Source organism: Shewanella maritima (genome assembly GCF_043643735.1).
Taxonomy (GTDB): Bacteria; Pseudomonadota; Gammaproteobacteria; order Enterobacterales; family Shewanellaceae; genus Shewanella; species Shewanella maritima_A.
The window spans coordinates 91,442-111,520 of sequence record NZ_JBHZSM010000013.1 but is presented as its reverse complement, the minus strand read 5'-3'; the positions used below and the strand labels follow the sequence as shown (position 1 = coordinate 111,520).

The window sequence follows — 20,079 nt, the reverse complement described above, 5'->3', positions numbered from 1 at the left end:
CAAAATCTATACTTGCAATGTCATCTAAATCGAATAAACTACTCGCAATCTTACGCAAGTGCGTAATTTGAATAGGAAAGAGAACTAATGAGCAACATCGAAGAACGTGTAAAGAAAATCATCATCGAGCAACTAGGCGTTAAAGAAGAAGACGTTAAATCAGCTGCTTCTTTCGTGGACGATTTAGGTGCGGATTCTCTAGACACCGTTGAATTAGTAATGGCTCTAGAAGAAGAGTTTGATACCGAGATCCCTGATGAAGAAGCTGAAAAGATCACTACTGTACAAGCAGCGATCGATTACGTTTCTAAGAATCAGTAATCCAGAATTCACAGAAACAGGCGGCATTTTTGCCGCCTGTTTTTGTTTTGATAACAGCAAGTCGAAATTTACTAGTAAAATCATTCCATTTACTTTTTTCGTTATTTTCTAGTTTTTTCGTCGATAACTTAAATAGGTAATTCCCATGTCTAAACGCAGAGTCGTTATTACAGGCCTAGGTCTCGTTACTCCAGTAGGTAATGATGTTGATACCTCATGGCAATCACTGCTAGCTGGTCAAAGTGGCATTGAGCCCATTACTAAGTTTGATGCAACTGAATTCACAACGCGCTTCAGTGGTTCAGTGAAAGACTTTGATGTTGAGCAATACTTATCTAAGAAAGATGCCCGTAAGATGGATTTGTTTATCCAATACGGCATGGCTGCCAGTATTCAAGCAATGAATGACTCTGGTTTGGATATGGCCGACATTGATCCAAGCCGAGTTGGTACTGCCATTGGTGCGGGCATGGGCGGTATGCATTTAATTGAGCAAAACCATGCAGCTTTGATGAAAAGTGGTCCTCGTAAAGTATCACCATTTTTTGTTCCAAGTACGATTATCAATATGATTGCTGGTCATGTTTCGATTAAATACGGTATGACTGGCCCTAACTTTGCTGTCACAACAGCTTGTACAACGGGTGTTCATAACATCGGTTTTGCTGCGCGTACTATTGCTTATGGCGATGCCGATGTGATGGTTGCTGGCGGTGCTGAAGATGTCACCAGTCCATTGGGTGTTGGTGGCTTTGCTTCAGCGAAAGCGTTATCAACACGTAATGATGATCCAAAAGCGGCAAGTCGCCCTTGGGATAAAGACCGTGACGGTTTTGTAATTGGTGACGGTGCTGGCATGATGGTTGTTGAAGAGTATGAGCATGCTAAAGCACGTGGTGCCAAAATCTATGCAGAGTTAGTTGGTTTTGGCATGAGTGGTGATGCGTTCCATATGACATCGCCTCCAGCGGATGGTTCTGGTGCCGCAGCTGCAATGGAAAATGCCATTAAAGATGCTGCTATTGCTAAAACGGCTGTTGGTTACATTAATGCACACGGCACATCAACGCCTGCAGGTGATAAAGCTGAAGCCGCTGCAGTGAAATCCGTTTTTGATGACCACGCATACAATTTGTTGGTCAGCTCAACAAAATCAATGACGGGTCATTTATTAGGTGCAGCAGGTGCAGTTGAAGCCATTTTCACAGTCCTTGCGTTGCGTGACCAACAAGTGCCACCAACACTTAATCTTGATAACCCTGATGAAGGCTGTGATTTAGACTTTGTTGCTCACACAGCTCGTAAGCATACTTTTGATTATGCTTTATGTAACTCATTTGGCTTTGGTGGTACTAACGGCTCATTACTGTTCAAAAAAATGTAGTTGGTAAGTATTATTTTCTTGAAATTAAAGCCTCGTTAACATGCGAGGCTTTTTTGTGTCATTTTTATATCGCATCTAAATCATACAGCGCTGCAAAGTTATCACGTAGTTTTTTTCGCTGTTCAGTTCTCGTTTATTTTGTTGTTAGAAAACCGGATTAATGGTGGAGTGTTTAATTACTGATTATTAAAGTACTAAATGACAAGAATGAAGAGTTTATTGCTTTGAAAACAGTCGTTTAAACGTACTAATAATCTGCAATTTATGTGTATGGCCATTTAGTATTACGCCGCTTGAAAAGTGCATGTTAAATTACCTAGATTGACGGAGACCTTGATCAATTATACTCATACGAAGGTGATTGCTGCCTGGTTTGAGGCTTCGCTACTATTTTCAGTGGCAATGAGTCGTACGAGGCAATACAACTGCAATTACAGACAATTCATATACAAGACATTACGCTGAATTCCTAAATATTCAAAGGCTTGTTAATAACCTAAATTGGAAGCTTATAATTCAGCCAACTAGTTTGGCTCTTGTTTTTAATGACTATTTTTCAGTTTTAAACATGCCACTTTTTAACGTAAACTGATAGCTCTATCTCGTGACAGGTAACTCTTATGGCAGGACTTGAAAGGCAGTTAACCCTTAGGTTTTTAGCAGAACCTGCAGATGTGAATTTTGGCGGGAAAGTACACGGCGGTGCCGTTATGAAATGGATTGACCTTGCTGCCTATGCCACCGCAGCAGGTTGGAGTGGCAAATATTGTATTACGGCTTATGCAGGTGGAATTCGATTTGTTAAACCCATTCATGTGGGCAATATCGTTGAGGTAACAGGCAAAATCATTTACACCGGATCGTCATCTATGCACGTTGGTATTGATGTGAAAGCGGGCGACCCCAAACTACCGGAGCGTCAACTCACAACACATTGTATTGTCATCATGGTGGCTGTGGATGATGCAGGAAAGCCCACAGCAGTGCCCGAGTGGGTCCCACAAACGGAAGACGATGTTAGACTTCGTGATTCAGCTTTACGCCTGATGGATATGCGTAAACGGATTGGTGCTGAAATGGAAGCCCATGTAAAGCCAACAATAGATTAAAAACAATAAGAAGAGGGATATATGGCTAAAGTTGCATTTATAGGCTTAGGTGTTATGGGATATCCCATGGCAGGTTTCCTTGCAAAGGAAGGTCATGAGGTAACGGTATATAACCGAACTACTGCCAAAGCTGAACAGTGGGTAAAGCAATATGGCGGCGATTACGCTACCACACCTAAACTTGCTGCCGATGCAAAAGAAATTGTGTTCACTTGTGTAGGTAACGATGATGACTTGCGTCAAGTCGTTAGTGGTGAGCATGGTGCGCTTCAAGGCATGAAAGCGGGAGCTATATTGGTTGATCACACTACGGCTTCAGCAGACGTTGCCCGTGAATTGGCCGTTTTATTGAAAGCTGAAAATATCGAGTTTATGGATGCGCCCATTTCTGGTGGCCAAGCTGGTGCGGAAAATGGGGTGCTGACAGTTATGATGGGTGGTAGTCAGTCTACTTTTGAGCAGGTGAAACCTGTTATTGATGCTTATAGCCGCTGCGCTGAGTTATTGGGTGAGGTCGGTGCGGGTCAATTGACTAAAATGGTCAATCAAATCTGCATTGCGGGCGTTGTACAAGGTCTTGCCGAAGGCTTACATTTTGCCAGAAGTGTGGGGCTTGATGGCCCGAAAGTGATTGATGTGATCAGCAAAGGTGCAGCTCAAAGTTGGCAAATGGAAAATCGTTACCAAACTATGTGGGACGGAGAGTATGACTTTGGTTTTGCTATCGATTGGATGCGCAAAGATTTAGGCATCGCACTTGAAGAAGCAAGGCGAAATGGTAGTCACTTGCCTGTTGCTGCACTCGTAGATCAATTTTATTCTGAAGTACAGGCAATGAAGGGAAATCGTTGGGATACGTCTAGTTTATTAGCGCGTCTTGAAAAAAACAGATAACTCGAATGTGCGCCAAATATAAAGGACGGTCAATACCGTCCTTTTTTGTTTGCGAAGCTTAATTCAAAGCCGTCAATAATCTATACAGAAGGCTCTATCACAACATGTTCCAGCTCAATGGCCGCAATTGCGTGCAACGCATCCATTGCTGCACCAACAAGACTGATTTGCCCTTGTGAAGACTCCACTAAAATTGCACGAGAAATATCTTCATGGCGATAGTTATTGCGAGACAAGTTTGAAAGGGCCATTTGCATTGGTTGCATTGAAGGGTTAAACGCAGCGTTCTCAGCATAACGGCCAGCAAACATTTTGCCATCTTTCGTTTCTAACACCACCGCGGCAAAGTTACTGGTGTAAGGTGCGTAACTTTTTTCTAACTGTGCAAGGGCTTCCATTGTCACTGGGTCATTGGTATTCAATTCAAATGATTGCTTTGACTCTGAAAGTAATGGATGGTGCACATTCAGATCTTTAGGCCCAAATGGGTAAGGTAAATAATGGATTAGTGGTTGTGCATCTTGTTCAGGCAAGTGCACCATGACCTTGCTCCCCTCAACAAGTTCATTCATAAATTGTCGACAGTGGCCACATGGACTGAAGTTAACCACCACATCCACAATTTGTTTCTCCCCCTTTAACCAGGCATGGCTGATGGCACTTTGCTCAGCATGTACCGAGTGAAACAAAGACTCACCTGGTAGCTCAAGGTTTGCCCCCATATAAATATCGCCGCTAATGCCTTTAGCAATTGCACCGACATAAAAGTGGCTAATTCCTGGGGTAGCCATCGCAGCAGCGATGGGAAGTAACGCTAAAAGTAACGCTTGCTCATCCAGTTTGGCAGCTGTCGCTAACTCATTTACCTGAGCTGCACTGAAGTAACCATTAAATCCATCACCTAAATGGGGGATTAATGCATCCGCCAGCGGTGTTGGTAGTTGTGCGATATTTTTAACAAAGCGATCTTGCATATCCCTTTTCCTCGAATTTTTAAAAATATTGTGTCGTTGTGAATGCTTAGGAGTATGTTGTGGCAAACTACAACGATTGTAAGTATTGGTATAGGGCTTTTAGTAGCTTTTGTTTGTGCTCATTTTGGCTGGTTTCTTCAACCAAGTTTTCGAGATGAATCACATAATTAGGATCTGATAATCTCTGTTGACAGAATTCACGCCACTTTAAGGACTCTTGATGATCCAATGTTTCTGGGTAATTTCTAGCACGATAGCGGAATAACATTTCATCAATGCGGGGATCTTCAAATTGTAAATCAAGGGCCGCAAGGTGTTGGGGAGCGGTCTGGCTGATAATCTCCATTTTACTTTTGTCTGCATGGCTAAAGAAGCCACCGCTATATAGCATAAGATCAGGATCGGTAGTAGGGGACCTATCGTTTTCAATTTCAAAAACTTGATTGAGTTTTTCACGAATATCCGGCATTTGTTTTAGATTTTTGTATTGCTCTCTAGCAAAAGATTTATCAAAACCGATACGCTGGCATACTTCATCATCTAACAATTTTGCAGAACCAATAAATGGACACTTATTGATATGAATTAGCTTAATTGGAACGGGCAATTCATCATCAGTAAGATCGGCTCTAGCCGTATACATTCTGGCTAATAACTCTTCAGCTGATAGTTGTTGCAAAGGTGCTAAGTCCATGGCGAGATTGACGCATATAACGGCATTTTTATTGGTCGGGTGATAAGCTACTGGCGCAATCAGAGTGGTACAGCCATTTGCTGCACTAATTTTCGAACTAACATGCACAAGGGGCTGCATCTTTAACACATCAATCTGGGTGTTTACTGCCTGCTTTCGCCTTAAATTGAAATAATAATCATACAGTTTGGGGTGGGTTTGCTTGATAAGCTTTGCCATCCCAATGGTGGCATATACATCTGACATTGCGTCATGGGCTTTTTCATGACTCAAACCATTAGCTTGCGTCAGCAGTTCAAGACGAAAACTTGGACTGCCATCTTCATTTCGAGGCCAATTGATACCATCTGGTCTAAAGGCATAGCAAGCTCTCACTAAATCGATGATATCCCATCTCGCGTTACCGTTTTGCCATTCGCGGGCATAAGGGTCAATGAAATTACGGTAAAAACCATATCGAGTGACTTCATCATCAAAACGCAACGAGTTATAGCCAACTACCGTAGTATTAGGTTGGCTAAAAAGCTGATTTACACGTTGCATAAACTGGGCTTCTGGTATGCCTTTCATATTAGCTAATTGCGGGGTAATACCCGTGACTAAAATGGCTTCTGGAGCCGGCAAATAATCTGGCGCAACTTTACAATAAAAAGATTCACTTTCACCGATAATATTTAAATCTAAATCTGTTCTGATACCGGCAAACTGCGATGCACGGTCCTTTGCAGGGACTGCGCCAAAAGTTTCGTAGTCGTGCCAGAAAAGTGTTGGCTGATTTTGTTGGTTCATAGATTTAATCGGTACCCAATGGTCAAAATATTGAATTAATAATTAGAGTGACTTATTAAAGTGATAATGCCGCTTGATAAATGCCAGTATATCTTGATATGACTATTTACTTATGTAGATTTAACAGATATTTTCATTTATAGCCAAATGTATTAAACCATAAGGGTTATATAGAAGTAGAGCGATTATCGGTGCCGTACTATTAACTGCATAACTATTGGCCAATCTTATCTCACGGTTGCCAATTGCCTAATAGATAATAATATCGATTTGATAAATTGCATTAGCAGTACCTTCATGGATAGAAAATAAATGAATTTGAATTTTACTGAACCACCGCAATTAGTCTCTATATCATTGCCTGCCAGCTTGCACATAGTTTTACCTGATGATGTTAGTGAATTAGCTTTGCTGGCTAATGCAGCAAATCCCATGATAGAAATAATCGTGCAACATATGGACTCTAATAATGTCCAGCTCGTAGTGAAGCACTTGCCTTTTGTACACATATCTATAAACCATCTTGATGTAAAAGCAGCCACCATAAAAGACAAGGAAAATACTGATTTATCAGGTTTAACGCAGTCGACTAAGCAATTGTCTAGAGGTCTTGGACAGGGGTTTAGGTGTTATGGCACTTTAGGGATTGAGCCTAAAAGAGTGTCGAACAGCCTTAGGCAAGGTGTTGACCTTTGTTTATCATTAATAGATAACCAGTTACAGGTTGAAATTGACACGATTATGTCAATAGACCTAATCGGCCTAGAGTTTGATCTTCGATCTCCCATACAGATCCAATGCCATACTAATGCGGCAGCCATACTTGCTAGGCAAACTCAATTTAACGCACCAAGTAATGAATTAACACTCGAAATTTCTGAAATTGATTTAGTTAGAAAAGAGATCACTTTATACTTGCGCGGCGAGCTAGGGGTAGTTGATCAAAAGCTAATTACTGAATTAAGTCGACTTGATGCTTTGCTTGAAAGCAAACGTCAATGGTTGTGGCGCAGTTACCAAGAATCTCAATCGAGGCCGAGTTTGAATGAGGCGGCAAATACCCAGGATATTTATGAAATAGCAGCCCTACAACGCCGACTCGATTGCTTTGAACTACTCGCACCTAAAAGCTTAGTGGATGTTGTGGATAAACTTGCAGATGATCACTAACCCATTTACTGACTCTATTATTGAAATTATATGACCTATATCTGTCCTATCTGTGCTGGAAACTTGTCCTTAGCTCAAACCAGTTGGCAATGTCCAAAGGGGCATCAATTTGATCGTGCCAAAGAAGGCTACGTGAACTTATTACCTGTTCAAAAAAAGAAATCAAAAGACCCTGGTGATAATAAAGCGATGATGATGGCTCGACGTGAGTTTTTGAACCAAGGTTTTTATCAGAAGTTGAGCGACAGGGTGAACGATTTTGCTCTTGATAAGGTAAAAGGATTATCCGATTTAGCTGTGTTAGATATTGGTTGCGGAGAGGGCTATTACAGTCAACGCCTGTATCAACACTTAGGCTCTGCCCATGAGCAAATTGATTTATTTGGTTTAGATATATCTAAATCGGCTATTCGCTACGCAGCTAAAAGATATGCTCATCTAAATTTTAGTGTGGCGAGTGTGTTTGAAATGCCCTATGCAGATAAAAGTTTTGATTTGGCCATTCGCATCTATGCGCCTTCAAAACCGCAAGAATTACATCGAGTGATGAAAGATGAGGGCTATTTAGTGACAGTTTCGCCTGGTCCTAAGCATCACTATGCATTAAAGCAGGTGATTTATGACTATCCTAAATTGCACAGTAATGAGGCGCTACAAATTGATGGTTTTGAGCATATTCATCAAGAATGCTTGAGTTATGATATTGAATTAAAAGATAAAAAAGATATTGATAACTTCCTAAATATGACGCCTTATGCGTGGAAACTTTCAGATTACCAAAAACAAAAGCTGTCTGAGCAGGATTTTAAATGCGAATTAGATTTTAAAATTGAAATTTATCGTAAAAAGAGTTTATGACAACTGAGTGATTGCTCAAATAACTATTTGACCTGCTTAAAAAATCTTTAAAAACGCTACTTCAAAAAAAAAGATGATAAAGGATGATGTTTGTTGACTTATGCTGAGAATGGTTTATAGTCATCTCAGCTTGAAGGTTGGGCTTATATTTATGTGTTTCAATACGATCAGTTTCGTCCTGTAACATGAGTAATAGTAAAACCGGCATTTTCCAGCTTTACCGCCGCAAAGGCTTTAATTTATATTTACAGGATTTATATCATGTCTCAAGTAACTGGTGTTGTTAAGTGGTTCAACTCTGACAAAGGTTTCGGATTTATCGAGCAAGAGTCTGGTCCAGACGTATTCGTTCACTTCCGTGCTATCAACTCAGATGGTTTCAAAACTCTTGACGAAGGTCAGAAAGTTTCTTTCACTGTGACTCAAGGTCAAAAAGGTCCTCAAGCTGAAAACGTTTCTGTTGTCGGTTAATTAATGACTAGCGATTAAGCTAGTGATTAAGGACTTAAAAGCTGCGGTTTATACCGCAGCTTTTTTTTGTTTAAAAATTACCAACAGTTTAAAGCTCATCTAGGTTTGCAATTCAGATAAATAGTCTCTTTCGCTTCATCTCAGTGTCAATTGCACTTCACTCCTCTTTCGCTGTCAGACGTGTCACTCTGCTCTCATTACCTAGTCAAAGTATTTTTCTGTAAAATGTGAAACTGATAGAGATGCTTGTACAAATTACATTATTTATCGAAACATTATTTTGTCGGCTCAACATGACACATAAAAAACCGGTGATATTCACCGGTTTAATTGTTTTTGTATATTGGCGACCTTATGTCGCTAATCTGTTTGCCCTGAAAATAAGGTGTCTTCCAATGTTCTACCACGTAACATTGATTTATACATATGATTGTTGCTGTTAAACCAGCCTAGTAGCGCAATTTCTATTTGGAAATTTTGCAGGTTATGGTATTCAATCAACAATTGGTCATTGTTTACCGGTTTCACACTAATGATATTATCCAGTGCAAGTAACGGACTGACTAACTGTTCAGCATTTGCCGATTGCATCGTCACGGTTAGGTAGTCAGTGTCTTGTTGCGCATGCATTGACACTGATTGTTGTAATTGCCCTTGCTCGAGGTAAAGTACTTGATCACATAGCTTTTCAAGTTCTTCAAGATTATGCGAACTAATAATAAAAGTCGTTTTATCAGATAAATCTTGCACAATCTGCCTAACCTTTCTGGCATTGGCAGGGTCTAAACCGGCTGTCGGCTCATCTAATAACACCAATTCAGGTTGGCCAATCAAGGCCTGAGCAATCGCAACACGTTTACTCATACCGTGACTTAAGCTGCTCGGCATGAGTTTAGCCGCATCGGCAAGATCAACCAACTCAAGTACTCTTATCGCTTCTTGCTTTGCTTGCTTACTATTAAAGCCTTGTAACTGCGCTAGAAAAATTAAATGGCTCTTTACGCTAAAGTTTGGGTCCAGAGCTGCATCTTGAGGTAGCGCAGACACACGGCCCTGAAGGTTGGGACTACCAGGTTTTTCACCTAAAATAGTTAGCTCACCTTTTGTCGGTAAAATGTAGCCACACAATAAACTGAATAAGGTGGTTTTACCTGCACCATTAGGGCCAACTAACGCGATTGGCGCACCTGAATCAAGCTCAAGACTAACAGCATTCAATGCGAGCTTATCACCGTACTTTTTAGATAGATTTTTACATTCAATTAGCTTCATAATGCGCTCCGTTGCATAACCACTTTACCGAGAATGAGCAATGCTATTGCTTGTAAAATTGGGATGGGGGCAAATGAGAAAGTATTGAAGCCTTGTGTATTCACCATATGTGAAATCTGCGCACCAGGGAGTAACCAATCTAAAAAGGCTAAGGTCGGAAACTGTACATTCACTATAGTGATAATCATGGACACTATCGCCCAAAGGACAATAGCAAAGATACTAGCTTGTCGTGCCGTTTTAGCTATCAATGAAAATACTGCCATTACTGCTACATAGGGCAGTAGCACAATAAGTACGTTGGCAAATATCACTACACAACTCATTAATGACGGTGCTAATAAACTGGCATCGCGAACTAATACTAATGCCAGCGTAACAAGTAGAGTCAAGCTGATTAATACTGCTTGAATAAGCATTTGACCAATAAACCGGCCAAAAAATAGCTCACTACGACTGACGCGTAATGTTAGAAAGCGAAAGCTGCCTCTTTGTTTGTCCGAGCAAAATTGATCAGCACTGATAAAAATACTAAATAGTGGGAAAGCATATAAAGCAATCGCCCAAAACACAGCATACTCAGCAACCTGCCATTCAAATAAATGATTAAGGCTATTAGGTCCCAAAAAGCTGGTGATAAAATCCTTAAAGGCTGGTTGCAATAGGATGTCAGACGCACTGCGAACAGGGTAAAGAATGATGACAGTCCACACCAACAGAAAAGCAATCAGCGCTATCATGCCGCTTTTGTTGGTAAATCGTTTAGTGAGTTCAAATTTAGCCAATTGCCAAATATGATTAACCATAGAAGGTCGACTATTGCTATTTATGGCAATAGTGTCATTGGGGGAAGCACTCCGGCTCATAGTCATTCCTTTGTTAGGATTATTTAATTAACGCTTCTAGTTCAGTAATTCGTAACTCTAATGCCGCCACTTTTTCTTCAAGTGCAGATATTTTGGTTTGTTGTTCCACTTTATGTGTCACATCCGCTGAAATTGAGACGGCATCGCCACTGGCAAATGTTTGTTGTTCATCAAGTTCACTAAATAGCTGAATATATTGATGGTCACGACGATTAGCTTGTTTAGGAAGTTGTGCTACCAGAGGTTTTTCACGTTGTGACAGCGCAACAAGTACGGCTTCAACTTGTTGGGCATCTTCAAATGCATGTAAACGATTACAACGAGACTTTAATTCCCCAGGTGTTTGCGCACCTCTTAGCATCAGCACGCAGATAACAGCCACTTGCTCAGGTGAGAACTGGTTTTCGCTAAATTCTGTATTACAAAAGCGGTGTTGATATTTGACGACTCTTGAACCAAAACCTGATTGCTCGCTGATTAACCTTTTTTTGGCTAACTCATCCAGAGTTTGTTGCACGTCTTGCTCACTTAATGCCATGACAGGTTCGCGACTACTTTTTTGATTACAAGCTAAAGTGAGAGAGTTTAACGAGAGAGGGTACTGATCTGGTGTTGTTACTTCTTTTTCGAGTAAACAACCAATGACACGTGTTTGATTTGCGTTGAGTTCCATAACGTTCCCAAAATAAAATAGCTTGCCTCTGTTATACCAAAGGCAAGCTATATATCAAAGGCATAGTCTGTTAACTAATGTTAATACAGCAATTATTCAGCTAAATAGATACCATCGGTTTCAATGCGAATTTTTCCAGCCTTATATAAACCGCCTATAGATTTCTTAAAGGCTTTTTTACTCATGCTTAATTGGCTATAAATAATGTCAGCATCAGTTTTGTCATTGAGTGGTAAGAATCCATTTGCTGCTGTTAACTTTGCAATAATCAACGTAGCGTGTTTATCTAGTTCAGTTTTACCACCTTGTTGCAGCACAAGGTCAATTTTGCCATCATTACGAACTTGCTTAATGTAGCCTTTCATTGACTGACCAAAGTAGATTTTCTTAAACACCTGATTCTGGTACAGCACACCCCAATGTTGATTATTGATAATGGCTTTAAAGCCTAAATCTGTTTTTCCGCCAATAATAAGATCTACCTCTTCACCTTCTTTATAGGCAGGTGGTGTCTTATCTAAAAATTTATCAACTTTGTTAGATGCTACGATACGATCATCAACATGATTGATATGCACATAAACTAAGTAACTGCGGCCTTCTTCAACAGGACGCTTTTGTTCACCAAAGGGCAGTAACAAGTCTTTATCTAAGCCCCAATCTAAAAATGCACCCACTTTATTAGTGGCCACAGCTTTAAGATAAGCAAACTTTCCGACTTCTGCTTTTGCTTGTTGAGTGGTCGCCACAACCATGTCTTCTGAATCGAGATACAGAAATACATCAAGCATGTCGCCAACTTCACAATCTTGAGGGACATATTTCTTTGGCAAGAGTACTTGCCCCAGCTCTAGGGCATTAAGGTAGACACCAAAACTGACTTGTTTGACGACTTCTAATGTATAACGCTTACCAATATCTATCATATTCCACTCGATTCAAATTTATTACTGCATAACGGCCCAATTATACACATAATTCACTATGGATAGCGGGCCTATTTCGCTATCTTTGGTTATTTGATGCTATGTTTTAGGATAATCTATTAGGGCCTGTTGATCATTCAAGATTTTTCTTGCATTCAAGTGACTTGCGAGGTTTAATTGCGCCGCTTTTATCAGTGCAGATTTAAAGCCCTATTGATATGACTATCTATGTTGGTAACTTGTTATAAAGCAACATGGTTTTGCTAATATTGAGCGTAGTATTATTGTATCAAGCGTTAACGCACATAAGTGAAACACTCGGTATAACAGCTTGTCGTTGCCATATGATTAAATTGGTTACTAAACGATTTTTCAGCTGCAGACGTATTGGTGTTTATACTTAGATGTATTGAACATTATTTAATTGTGGTGAGCGAATGTATTGGCTCACTGACAGTGATACGTATCGCGACATTGACAATTCAATTGTCGCAACTTTATTCGGAAACATACATATGACTAACTGGTCTATAGAAGATGCTCGTGCTAGTTACAACGTAGCGCATTGGAGCCAAAAGTTTTTTGCAATCAGTGATAGTGGTGAAGTGACAGTGTCACCGGATCCTTTGTTACCGCATCATAATATCAGCTTGAACAAGCTGGCTAACGATATGGTTAAAGCCGGCGTATCTCTACCTGTATTAGTACGTTTTCCACAAATCTTACATTACCGTGTAGAAAGTCTGTGTGAAGCTTTTAATGATGCAATTAAAAAATATGATTATGACAACGAGTATCTACTTGTTTATCCGATTAAAGTGAATCAGCAGCAGACCGTTGTTGAAGAAATTCTGGCGAGTCAAACATCGAAAGAAGTACCGCAATTAGGACTAGAGGCGGGTAGTAAGCCAGAGCTCATGGCGGTATTAGCCATGGCACAAAAAGCCAGCTCAGTGATTGTGTGTAATGGTTATAAAGATAAAGAATATATTCGTTTAGCACTGATTGGTGAAAAGCTTGGGCATAAAGTGTATATCGTGCTTGAGAAAATGTCTGAGCTTAAGCAGGTATTAGCTGAAGCCAAGGCACTGGGTGTCACACCTCGATTAGGCATTCGTGCTCGCCTTGCTTTCCAAGGCAAAGGCAACTGGCAAGCCAGTGGTGGCGAGAAATCTAAGTTTGGTTTATCTGCCGCGCAAGTATTGAAAGTAGTCAATCAACTACAACAAGTTGATATGCTAGATAGCTTGCAGCTATTGCACTTCCACCTTGGCTCGCAAATTGCCAACATTCGCGATATCAGGCAGGGCGTGGGCGAAGCGGGTCGATTCTATTGTGAATTACGCCAATTAGGTGCACAGATTGATTGTTTCGATGTGGGTGGTGGTCTTGCAGTTGATTATGACGGCACGCGAAGTCAAAGCAGTAACTCAATGAATTATGGCTTACATGAATATGCCAATAATATTGTTAATGTACTGACTGATTTATGTAATGAGTATCAGCAACCTATGCCGCTGATTATTTCTGAATCAGGGCGCCATTTAACTGCGCACCATGCAGTACTAATTACCGATGTTATTGGGACAGAAGCATACCACCCTGAAGATATTCAGCCACCAGAAGATGATGCTCCGCAACTGTTACACAATATGTGGCAGTCTTGGACTGAAGTGAGTGGTCGATTAGATCAACGCGCACTGATTGAGGTATATCACGATACCCAAAGTGATATCGCCGAGGCCCACTCGCTGTTCTCTGTGGGTCAGCTGACCTTAGCGCAACGTGCATGGGCTGAACAAGCGAACATACGTGTGTGTTATGAATTAAAAGGGTTGTTGAGCAATAACAATCGCTTTCATCGACCCGTTATTGATGAATTGAATTCAAAATTAGCCGATAAGTTCTTTGTGAATTTCTCTTTATTCCAGTCTCTGCCAGATGCATGGGGTATTGATCAGGTATTTCCTGTATTACCACTCACAGGGCTTGATAAAGCGCCTGAGCGCCGCGCGGTTATGTTGGATATTACCTGTGATTCAGACGGTATTGTGGATCAATACGTTGATGGTCAAGGTATTGAAGCTACACTGCCAGTGCCAGCATGGAGTGCTGAAAGCCCATATTTAATTGGCTTTTTCATGGTGGGGGCATACCAAGAAATTTTAGGTGATATGCACAATTTATTTGGTGACACCAATTCAGCTGTTGTGCGTCTTGATGAGTTAGGGTTAGTGAACATTGAATCAGTACTACAAGGCGATACTGTTGCTGATGTACTGCGTTACGTCAATTTAGATGCAGTTGCATTCATGCGCACCTATGAAGAGTTAGTTAACAAACATATTGATGAAGATGAAAGGGCATCAATTTTAGAAGAGTTACAACTAGGATTAGAAGGGTACACTTATCTTGAAGATTTTAATCACCCTTCAGCCTAGCGCGTGATGTTATAGTGGTACAACATCGTTTGATTTAGATAGTAATAAGCCAAAGCAGAGCTTTGGCTTATTAAGTTGGAATACATGGTCTTTGAAGGTTCAGAAAAAAAGCTAGAAATTGTGTTTAACGCACAGGCTTGCACTTTGCGCGAAAAACCGTTGGCGTTTTGGCAGCAAGTGGTGGCAAAAGCAGAGGCTGAAATTCTGTCAGTGACATCGAATGAGCATCAAGATGCTTATATTCTCAGCGAATCTAGCTTGTTTGTATGGGATCACAAATTGGTGATACTGACCTGTGGTTTATCTACATTAATCGATGCAGCCTGTTTTGTGATTGAACATTTTGGCAAACAAGCAATCGACTTTGTGTGTTATCAGCGCAAGAATGAATACTTTGCAAATGAGCAGGCAAGTTCTTTTGTACAAGATGCAACGCGCCTCAATGCATTAATACCGGGTCAAGCACGTCGCATCGGCCATCTTGATTCACATCACCATTTTTTGTTTACTTCTGATAGCCACTTTAGAGCAGAAAAGGCAGACGTATCATGTGAATTGATGATGTATCACATTACAGGTAACGTCGCCGATTATTTAAGAGCAGAAGGGCAACTTGCTTCAACAATCAGGAAGCAACTGCAATTAGATGACTTGTTTACAGGTTTTTCGATAGACGAACATTTATTTAGCCCACTTGGCTATTCAGTTAATGGCATTAGAGGTAATGAATATTTTACAATTCATATTACGCCTCAAGAGCAAAGCTCTTATGTGAGTTTAGAAACCAATGTTAACCCGCAACATCACGGAGTTGATTTTGTGGGTATTCTATTAGACTTATTACAGCCCACTAGTTGGGATATTATTGGTTTTAACTGTCAAATCCCTCGTGACCATTTCCCTCAGCATCATCATTTAGGGGAATGTGCATTTGCCATAGCACAGGGGTATAAAATTAATATTAATCATTTTCAGCAACAACATTCTGAGAAAATGGCACCCACAATATTGCCATGTTAACAGTAGTTTTCTCGTGGAGAGTATTATGACAACGTTTGCACAAAAGCCTGATTACTCCTTGTATTCAAATGCATTTGGATATTTACGTCAGCCTTTAAATTTTGAACCGCAAACTTCAGACGCCGATGTAGTGGTTATTGGACTGCCTTTTGATATGGCGACAACAGGGCGCTCTGGTGGACGTATGGGCCCTGGGGCAATCAGACAAGCGTCGGTTAATTTGGCATGGGAAGAAACACGCTGGCCGTGGAACTTTAAACTCAGTGAGTGTTTATCTATGGTCGATGCCGGTGATTTAGTATTTGATTGTGGTGATCAAGCCGACTTCACAAGCCGAGTTGAAAACTTTGCAACTTCCATGCTTGAGTCAGGCAAAACGCTATTGAGCTTTGGTGGCGATCACTTTGTAACCTTACCGTTGTTACGTGCGCATCATAAGCAATACGGAAAGATGGCCTTATTACATTTTGATGCTCATACGGATACTTATAGCCAAGGAAGTAAGTATGATCACGGCACTATGTTTTATCATGCGCCAAAAGAAGGTTTAATTGATGTAGAGCATTCGATTCAAATTGGGATTAGAACTGAGTATGAACAACAAGGTCATGGTTTCAAGGTAATTGATGCAGCCACTGCCAATGATATATCAGCGCAAGAAATTGTTGAGCAAATCAAGCAACGAGTTGGCGACATGCCACTGTATGTAACATTTGACATTGATTGTCTTGACCCTGCTTTTGCTCCTGGTACGGGGACGCCAGTTTGTGGCGGTATTACCAGTGATAAAGCCATGAAAATCATCCGAGGATTAAAAGGGCTGAATATTGTAGGAATGGATGTAGTTGAAGTCGCACCAGCTTATGATAACTCAGAAGTAACGGCTCTTGCAGCGGCCACACTCGGGCTTGAGATGTTGCATGCGTGGGCGGTGAGTCATAACAAGGCTCCTAAATAGCTTTTCGCTTTTAGAGTTATTTGTCAAAAGCCAGCGTCATGTTGGCTTATTATTTACAGCTTATCGATACTCAGTACCGTCATAGAAGGAATGTTATGAGTGATTTAAGTGATATCCGCCGAGAGTATACTCAAGGGGGGTTACGCAGTGCAGATTTACCCACAAATCCAATGCAGTTATTTGAGCTTTGGCTAAGCCAAGCTAAAGAGGCTGACTTAATTGACCCGACAGCAATGTCTGTTGCCACTGTCGATAGCCAAGGTCAACCATTTCAACGTATTGTGCTGTTAAAACGTTTTGATGATAACGGATTTGTGTTTTTCACTAACCTTGAAAGCCGTAAATCCCAGCATATTAATCACAATAATCAAGTCAGTTTATTATTTCCTTGGAACTCATTAGAACGACAAGTAGCTGTAACAGGTAAGGCCGAAGCTTTATCTATGATTGAAGTGAGCAAGTATTTCATGAGTCGCCCTAAAGACAGTCAAATTGCTGCATGGGTGTCTAAACAATCAAGCAAACTCAGTGCACGTCAGGCGCTTATTGGTAAATTCAATGAGATGAAAACCAAGTTTGCTGAAGGGGAAGTGCCTCTACCCAAGTTTTGGGGCGGTTATCTGGTGAAACCTGACAGTATTGAGTTTTGGCAAGGCGGTGAGAATCGTCTACATGATAGATTTATCTATGAAAAACAAGCCAGTGATTGGCAAGTATCGCGTTTAGCACCTTAGGAATAATATTATGAGTACTATTTGGGTTGATGCAGATGCGTGTCCAAGGCCAGTAAAAGATATGCTTTTTCGCGCAGCTGAGCGCAAACAGGTGCAAGTTATTCTGGTTGCCAATCAACTTATCGGCATTCCTAACTCGGCATATATTAAGTCAATACGTGTCAGTTCAGGGTTTGATGAAGCTGATAACTATATTGTGCAAGAGATGTCGGCAGGGGATTTATTGATTACAGCGGATATTCCTTTGGCGGCTGATGCGATTGAAAAAGGTGGTATTGCCATAAACCCTAGAGGCACGGTATACACGCACGATAATGTTCGTCAAAGCCTTAATATACGGGACTTTATGGAAACAATGCGCAGTAGTGGCATACAAACTCAAGGGCCGAGTAGTTTTTCCCAAAGCGATAAACATGCATTTGCACAAGCACTGGATAAATGGCTAGCAAAGTTAAAATAACTCATCGCTAATATATGGCTTTTTTGTCTATACTATTGTGAACACGGCGCTATTGCCTCAATGTACATAAAGAGAAAGGATTTCGTTATGAAAACGTGGTTACCAATAGTCATGTTGAGTCTATGTTCATCATCAATCTATGCAGCAGATTGGCAAGTGAGTCAGGCTCACTCTAGAGTTAATTTCATTTCCATTAAGAAACAAGATATTGCGGAAGTACATACATTTGATGCAATAGCGGGTCAGTATTCTGATTCTGGTGAATTCAGTTTAAAAATTCCACTCAACAGCGTGAATACCGGCATTGAGATCCGTGATGAACGTATGCAAAAAATATTGTTTGAGGTAGCAAAATTTCCAAAACTACAACTGACAGCAAAAGTTGACCCCAAATTAGTGAGTGGATTAAATGTCGGTGATACGCTTGTGACACAAGTGACTGGCGAAATTGACCTTCACGGTATGAAAGTGAATAAAAACTTTGATGTGATGGTCGCTAAGTTAGCCAAAGACAAAATGGTGGTGACAAGTCTGCAGCCTGTTGTGGTATCCGCAGCTGATTTCGGATTAACCGAAGGGGTTGAAAAACTGCGTGAAGTTGCCGGATTAACCAGTATCAGCTTGGCTGTGCCAGTCACTTTTGTGTTAACCTTAACGCAATAACCTTATTTTTAGTCCGTGCTTAATAATGGTTAAGTACGGACTAAACATGGCAAAGCACTCACTGGAGAAACAATGGTTACTGATAAAGACGGTTATATTCATCTCATTCAGTATTTAACTGAACATCTCGGTTTATTTGAAACCCCCGAAGCAAGTGATCAAAGTGCCGGTTCTGTAATGGCACTGTTTGAAACACAACTCTCTGAACAGATTATGTCGGTCTGTAGCCAAAATCCGCAATTATCTTTTGCACAGCGTAACATGGTCATAAGAGAAATTGATGCGATTGTGTATGATCTTGAAGAGATCTTAGGCAGTATTGGTAACCATCAAGCTACTTCACAACAATATGTATTTATTACAGAATTTTCTGGGCTCATTAAAAACTTGTTTGATCAAGAAGTTGATAAGCTTTTGAACTAAAAGTGCTACCTAGCAACATTTAAGGAATTTTCATGTATTTGCGTATCGCAATATTCAGTTTACTTTTTCTTTCTTTACACGCTGTCGCAGAACCTAAAAAAACACTGAAACAAGCCGAAATAATGACGGTTGCTGGCAGTGATTTAATGTTTGCCGCCAGAATGGATACCGGCGCGAGTAACTCCTCTTTGCATGCCGTTGACCTTACCATTGTGGGTGGCGGTGATAGCGATATGAAAAAGAATATTGGTAAGCACGTTTCTTTTACCACCATGAATGAAAAGGGTGAGAAAAAACGCCTAGAAGCTAAGATTGTTGACACCTCAACAGTAAAAAACTCGCAGGGTGTTGAGACCCGTTATATGGTCGAGCTGGATATTGGTTTTAAGTCTGCGCTCAAAACTGTCAAAGTGAACCTGCGTGATCGTGAACACATGGATTACAAGTTACTCATAGGACGTAATTTTTTAAAAGGTAGCTATGTTGTCGATGTGTCAGATAAAAAGTTCATTGGACCCGTTGCAAAACTTTCCATTGTTGAGTCTGGCCTGAATTTTAAAACCCGTATTGATACAGGTGCTGTAGAAAACTCATTACATGCTATTGATATGCACATTGAAGATGAAGACAAAACCAATATGGACAACAATATTGGTAAATTCATCACCTTTACAACTGAGAACGAGAAAGGTGAATCAGCTCAAGTGCGAACTCGTATCACCAATACTTCCCTTATTCGAAATGCTCAAGGCAGTGAAATTCGCTATATGGTAAAGCTTAAAATCGGTGAGCCTGGTGAAGAGTTTATGGTTGATACTAATTTACGAGACCGTTCTAAGATGAGCTACAAATTGTTGATTGGACGTAATTGGTTGCAAGGACACTACATTGTTGATGTAGATATAAAATCAAAATAGTCGCCTTATCATTGAATCAAAAAAGCCGCATTGATGCGGCTTTTTTATTTGTGCTTTATAGG

The 20,079-nt window shown here is 40.6% G+C and carries 21 protein-coding genes; 15 read left to right on the top strand and 6 right to left on the bottom strand.

The features are described 5' to 3' along the window. The first annotated feature begins 87 nt into the window (after nucleotides 1-87). From acpP to ACHUGF_RS14060, 4 genes are all read left to right on the top strand, one after another. Entirely contained in the window at nucleotides 88-321 is a 234-nt protein-coding gene (gene acpP / locus ACHUGF_RS14075; protein WP_011496723.1) for an acyl carrier protein, read from the top strand. A 145-nt stretch (nucleotides 322-466) separates the two neighbouring features. After that, nucleotides 467-1,705, top strand: coding sequence for a beta-ketoacyl-ACP synthase II (gene fabF, locus ACHUGF_RS14070; RefSeq protein ID WP_394132130.1), 1,239 nt, complete (start codon nucleotides 467-469; stop codon nucleotides 1,703-1,705). Between the two features lie 620 nt (nucleotides 1,706-2,325). Beyond that, nucleotides 2,326-2,814, top strand: coding sequence for an acyl-CoA thioesterase (locus ACHUGF_RS14065; protein ID WP_394132128.1), 489 nt, complete (start codon nucleotides 2,326-2,328; stop codon nucleotides 2,812-2,814). A 21-nt stretch (nucleotides 2,815-2,835) separates the two neighbouring features. Then, nucleotides 2,836-3,708, top strand: a complete 873-nt coding sequence (locus tag ACHUGF_RS14060) for an NAD(P)-dependent oxidoreductase (RefSeq protein ID WP_394132127.1) — start codon at nucleotides 2,836-2,838, stop codon at nucleotides 3,706-3,708. An 80-nt stretch (nucleotides 3,709-3,788) separates the two neighbouring features. Here ACHUGF_RS14060 and cdd read toward each other — a convergent pair whose 3' ends face one another. After that, on the bottom strand, nucleotides 3,789-4,682 hold the full coding sequence (gene cdd / locus ACHUGF_RS14055; protein WP_394132126.1) for a cytidine deaminase: 894 nt from the start codon (nucleotides 4,680-4,682) through the stop codon (nucleotides 3,789-3,791). 67 nt (nucleotides 4,683-4,749) lie between these two features. Continuing rightward, a complete protein-coding gene (gene sbcB / locus ACHUGF_RS14050; protein WP_394132124.1) occupies nucleotides 4,750-6,165 on the bottom strand; it encodes an exodeoxyribonuclease I in 1,416 nt (471 codons plus the stop codon). A gap of 312 nt (nucleotides 6,166-6,477) precedes the next feature. Here sbcB and ACHUGF_RS14045 point away from each other — a divergent pair, with 312 nt between their 5' ends. The 3 genes from ACHUGF_RS14045 (at nucleotide 6,478) to ACHUGF_RS14035 (ending at nucleotide 8,664) form a co-directional block, all read left to right on the top strand. Continuing rightward, nucleotides 6,478-7,335, top strand: a complete 858-nt coding sequence (locus ACHUGF_RS14045) for a hypothetical protein (RefSeq protein WP_394132122.1) — start codon at nucleotides 6,478-6,480, stop codon at nucleotides 7,333-7,335. A 30-nt stretch (nucleotides 7,336-7,365) separates the two neighbouring features. After that, nucleotides 7,366-8,193, top strand: coding sequence for a 23S rRNA (guanine(745)-N(1))-methyltransferase (rlmA, locus tag ACHUGF_RS14040; RefSeq protein ID WP_394132120.1), 828 nt, complete (start codon nucleotides 7,366-7,368; stop codon nucleotides 8,191-8,193). A gap of 261 nt (nucleotides 8,194-8,454) precedes the next feature. After that, on the top strand, nucleotides 8,455-8,664 hold the full coding sequence (locus ACHUGF_RS14035) for a cold-shock protein (RefSeq protein ID WP_011496716.1): 210 nt from the start codon (nucleotides 8,455-8,457) through the stop codon (nucleotides 8,662-8,664). Between the two features lie 360 nt (nucleotides 8,665-9,024). Here ACHUGF_RS14035 and ACHUGF_RS14030 read toward each other — a convergent pair whose 3' ends face one another. From ACHUGF_RS14030 to ACHUGF_RS14015, 4 genes are all read right to left on the bottom strand, one after another. After that, the gene (locus ACHUGF_RS14030; protein WP_394132117.1) at nucleotides 9,025-9,936 is read right to left on the bottom strand and encodes an ABC transporter ATP-binding protein; all 912 of its coding nucleotides are present in this window, start codon (nucleotides 9,934-9,936) and stop codon (nucleotides 9,025-9,027) included. Next, nucleotides 9,933-10,802, bottom strand: coding sequence for an ABC transporter permease (locus ACHUGF_RS14025; RefSeq protein WP_394132116.1), 870 nt, complete (start codon nucleotides 10,800-10,802; stop codon nucleotides 9,933-9,935). The genes ACHUGF_RS14030 and ACHUGF_RS14025 overlap by 4 nt, the downstream gene beginning before the upstream one ends. 19 nt (nucleotides 10,803-10,821) lie before the next feature. Then, nucleotides 10,822-11,475 carry a YceH family protein gene (locus ACHUGF_RS14020; protein ID WP_394132115.1) on the bottom strand — a complete coding sequence of 218 codons (654 nt, stop codon included), beginning with the start codon at nucleotides 11,473-11,475 and terminating at the stop codon, nucleotides 10,822-10,824. Between the two features lie 92 nt (nucleotides 11,476-11,567). Then, nucleotides 11,568-12,401, bottom strand: coding sequence for a CvfB family protein (locus ACHUGF_RS14015; protein ID WP_394132114.1), 834 nt, complete (start codon nucleotides 12,399-12,401; stop codon nucleotides 11,568-11,570). Nucleotides 12,402-12,916: 515 nt separating this feature from the next. On the opposite strand from ACHUGF_RS14015, the gene speA reads away from it, so the two are divergent. The 8 genes from speA to ACHUGF_RS13975 all read left to right on the top strand — a co-directional run bounded on the left by speA (nucleotide 12,917) and on the right by ACHUGF_RS13975 (nucleotide 20,017). Next, a complete protein-coding gene (gene speA / locus ACHUGF_RS14010) occupies nucleotides 12,917-14,842 on the top strand; it encodes a biosynthetic arginine decarboxylase (RefSeq protein WP_394132112.1) in 1,926 nt (641 codons plus the stop codon). Nucleotides 14,843-14,926: 84 nt separating this feature from the next. Continuing rightward, the gene (locus tag ACHUGF_RS14005) at nucleotides 14,927-15,862 is read left to right on the top strand and encodes an adenosylmethionine decarboxylase (RefSeq protein ID WP_394132111.1); all 936 of its coding nucleotides are present in this window, start codon (nucleotides 14,927-14,929) and stop codon (nucleotides 15,860-15,862) included. 25 nt (nucleotides 15,863-15,887) lie between these two features. Continuing rightward, nucleotides 15,888-16,820: an agmatinase gene (speB, locus tag ACHUGF_RS14000; protein WP_394132109.1), complete on the top strand. Its 933-nt coding sequence runs from the start codon at nucleotides 15,888-15,890 to the stop codon at nucleotides 16,818-16,820. A 95-nt stretch (nucleotides 16,821-16,915) separates the two neighbouring features. Beyond that, nucleotides 16,916-17,554: a pyridoxamine 5'-phosphate oxidase gene (gene pdxH / locus ACHUGF_RS13995; RefSeq protein ID WP_394132108.1), complete on the top strand. Its 639-nt coding sequence runs from the start codon at nucleotides 16,916-16,918 to the stop codon at nucleotides 17,552-17,554. Between the two features lie 10 nt (nucleotides 17,555-17,564). Next, nucleotides 17,565-18,014, top strand: a complete 450-nt coding sequence (locus ACHUGF_RS13990) for a YaiI/YqxD family protein (protein WP_394132107.1) — start codon at nucleotides 17,565-17,567, stop codon at nucleotides 18,012-18,014. 87 nt (nucleotides 18,015-18,101) lie between these two features. Beyond that, a complete protein-coding gene (locus ACHUGF_RS13985) occupies nucleotides 18,102-18,677 on the top strand; it encodes a YceI family protein (RefSeq protein WP_394132105.1) in 576 nt (191 codons plus the stop codon). Nucleotides 18,678-18,749: 72 nt separating this feature from the next. After that, a complete protein-coding gene (locus ACHUGF_RS13980) occupies nucleotides 18,750-19,100 on the top strand; it encodes a DUF3802 family protein (protein WP_394132104.1) in 351 nt (116 codons plus the stop codon). Between the two features lie 32 nt (nucleotides 19,101-19,132). Next, the gene (locus tag ACHUGF_RS13975) at nucleotides 19,133-20,017 is read left to right on the top strand and encodes a putative ATP-dependent zinc protease (protein ID WP_394132103.1); all 885 of its coding nucleotides are present in this window, start codon (nucleotides 19,133-19,135) and stop codon (nucleotides 20,015-20,017) included. Nucleotides 20,018-20,079: the final 62 nt, after the last annotated feature.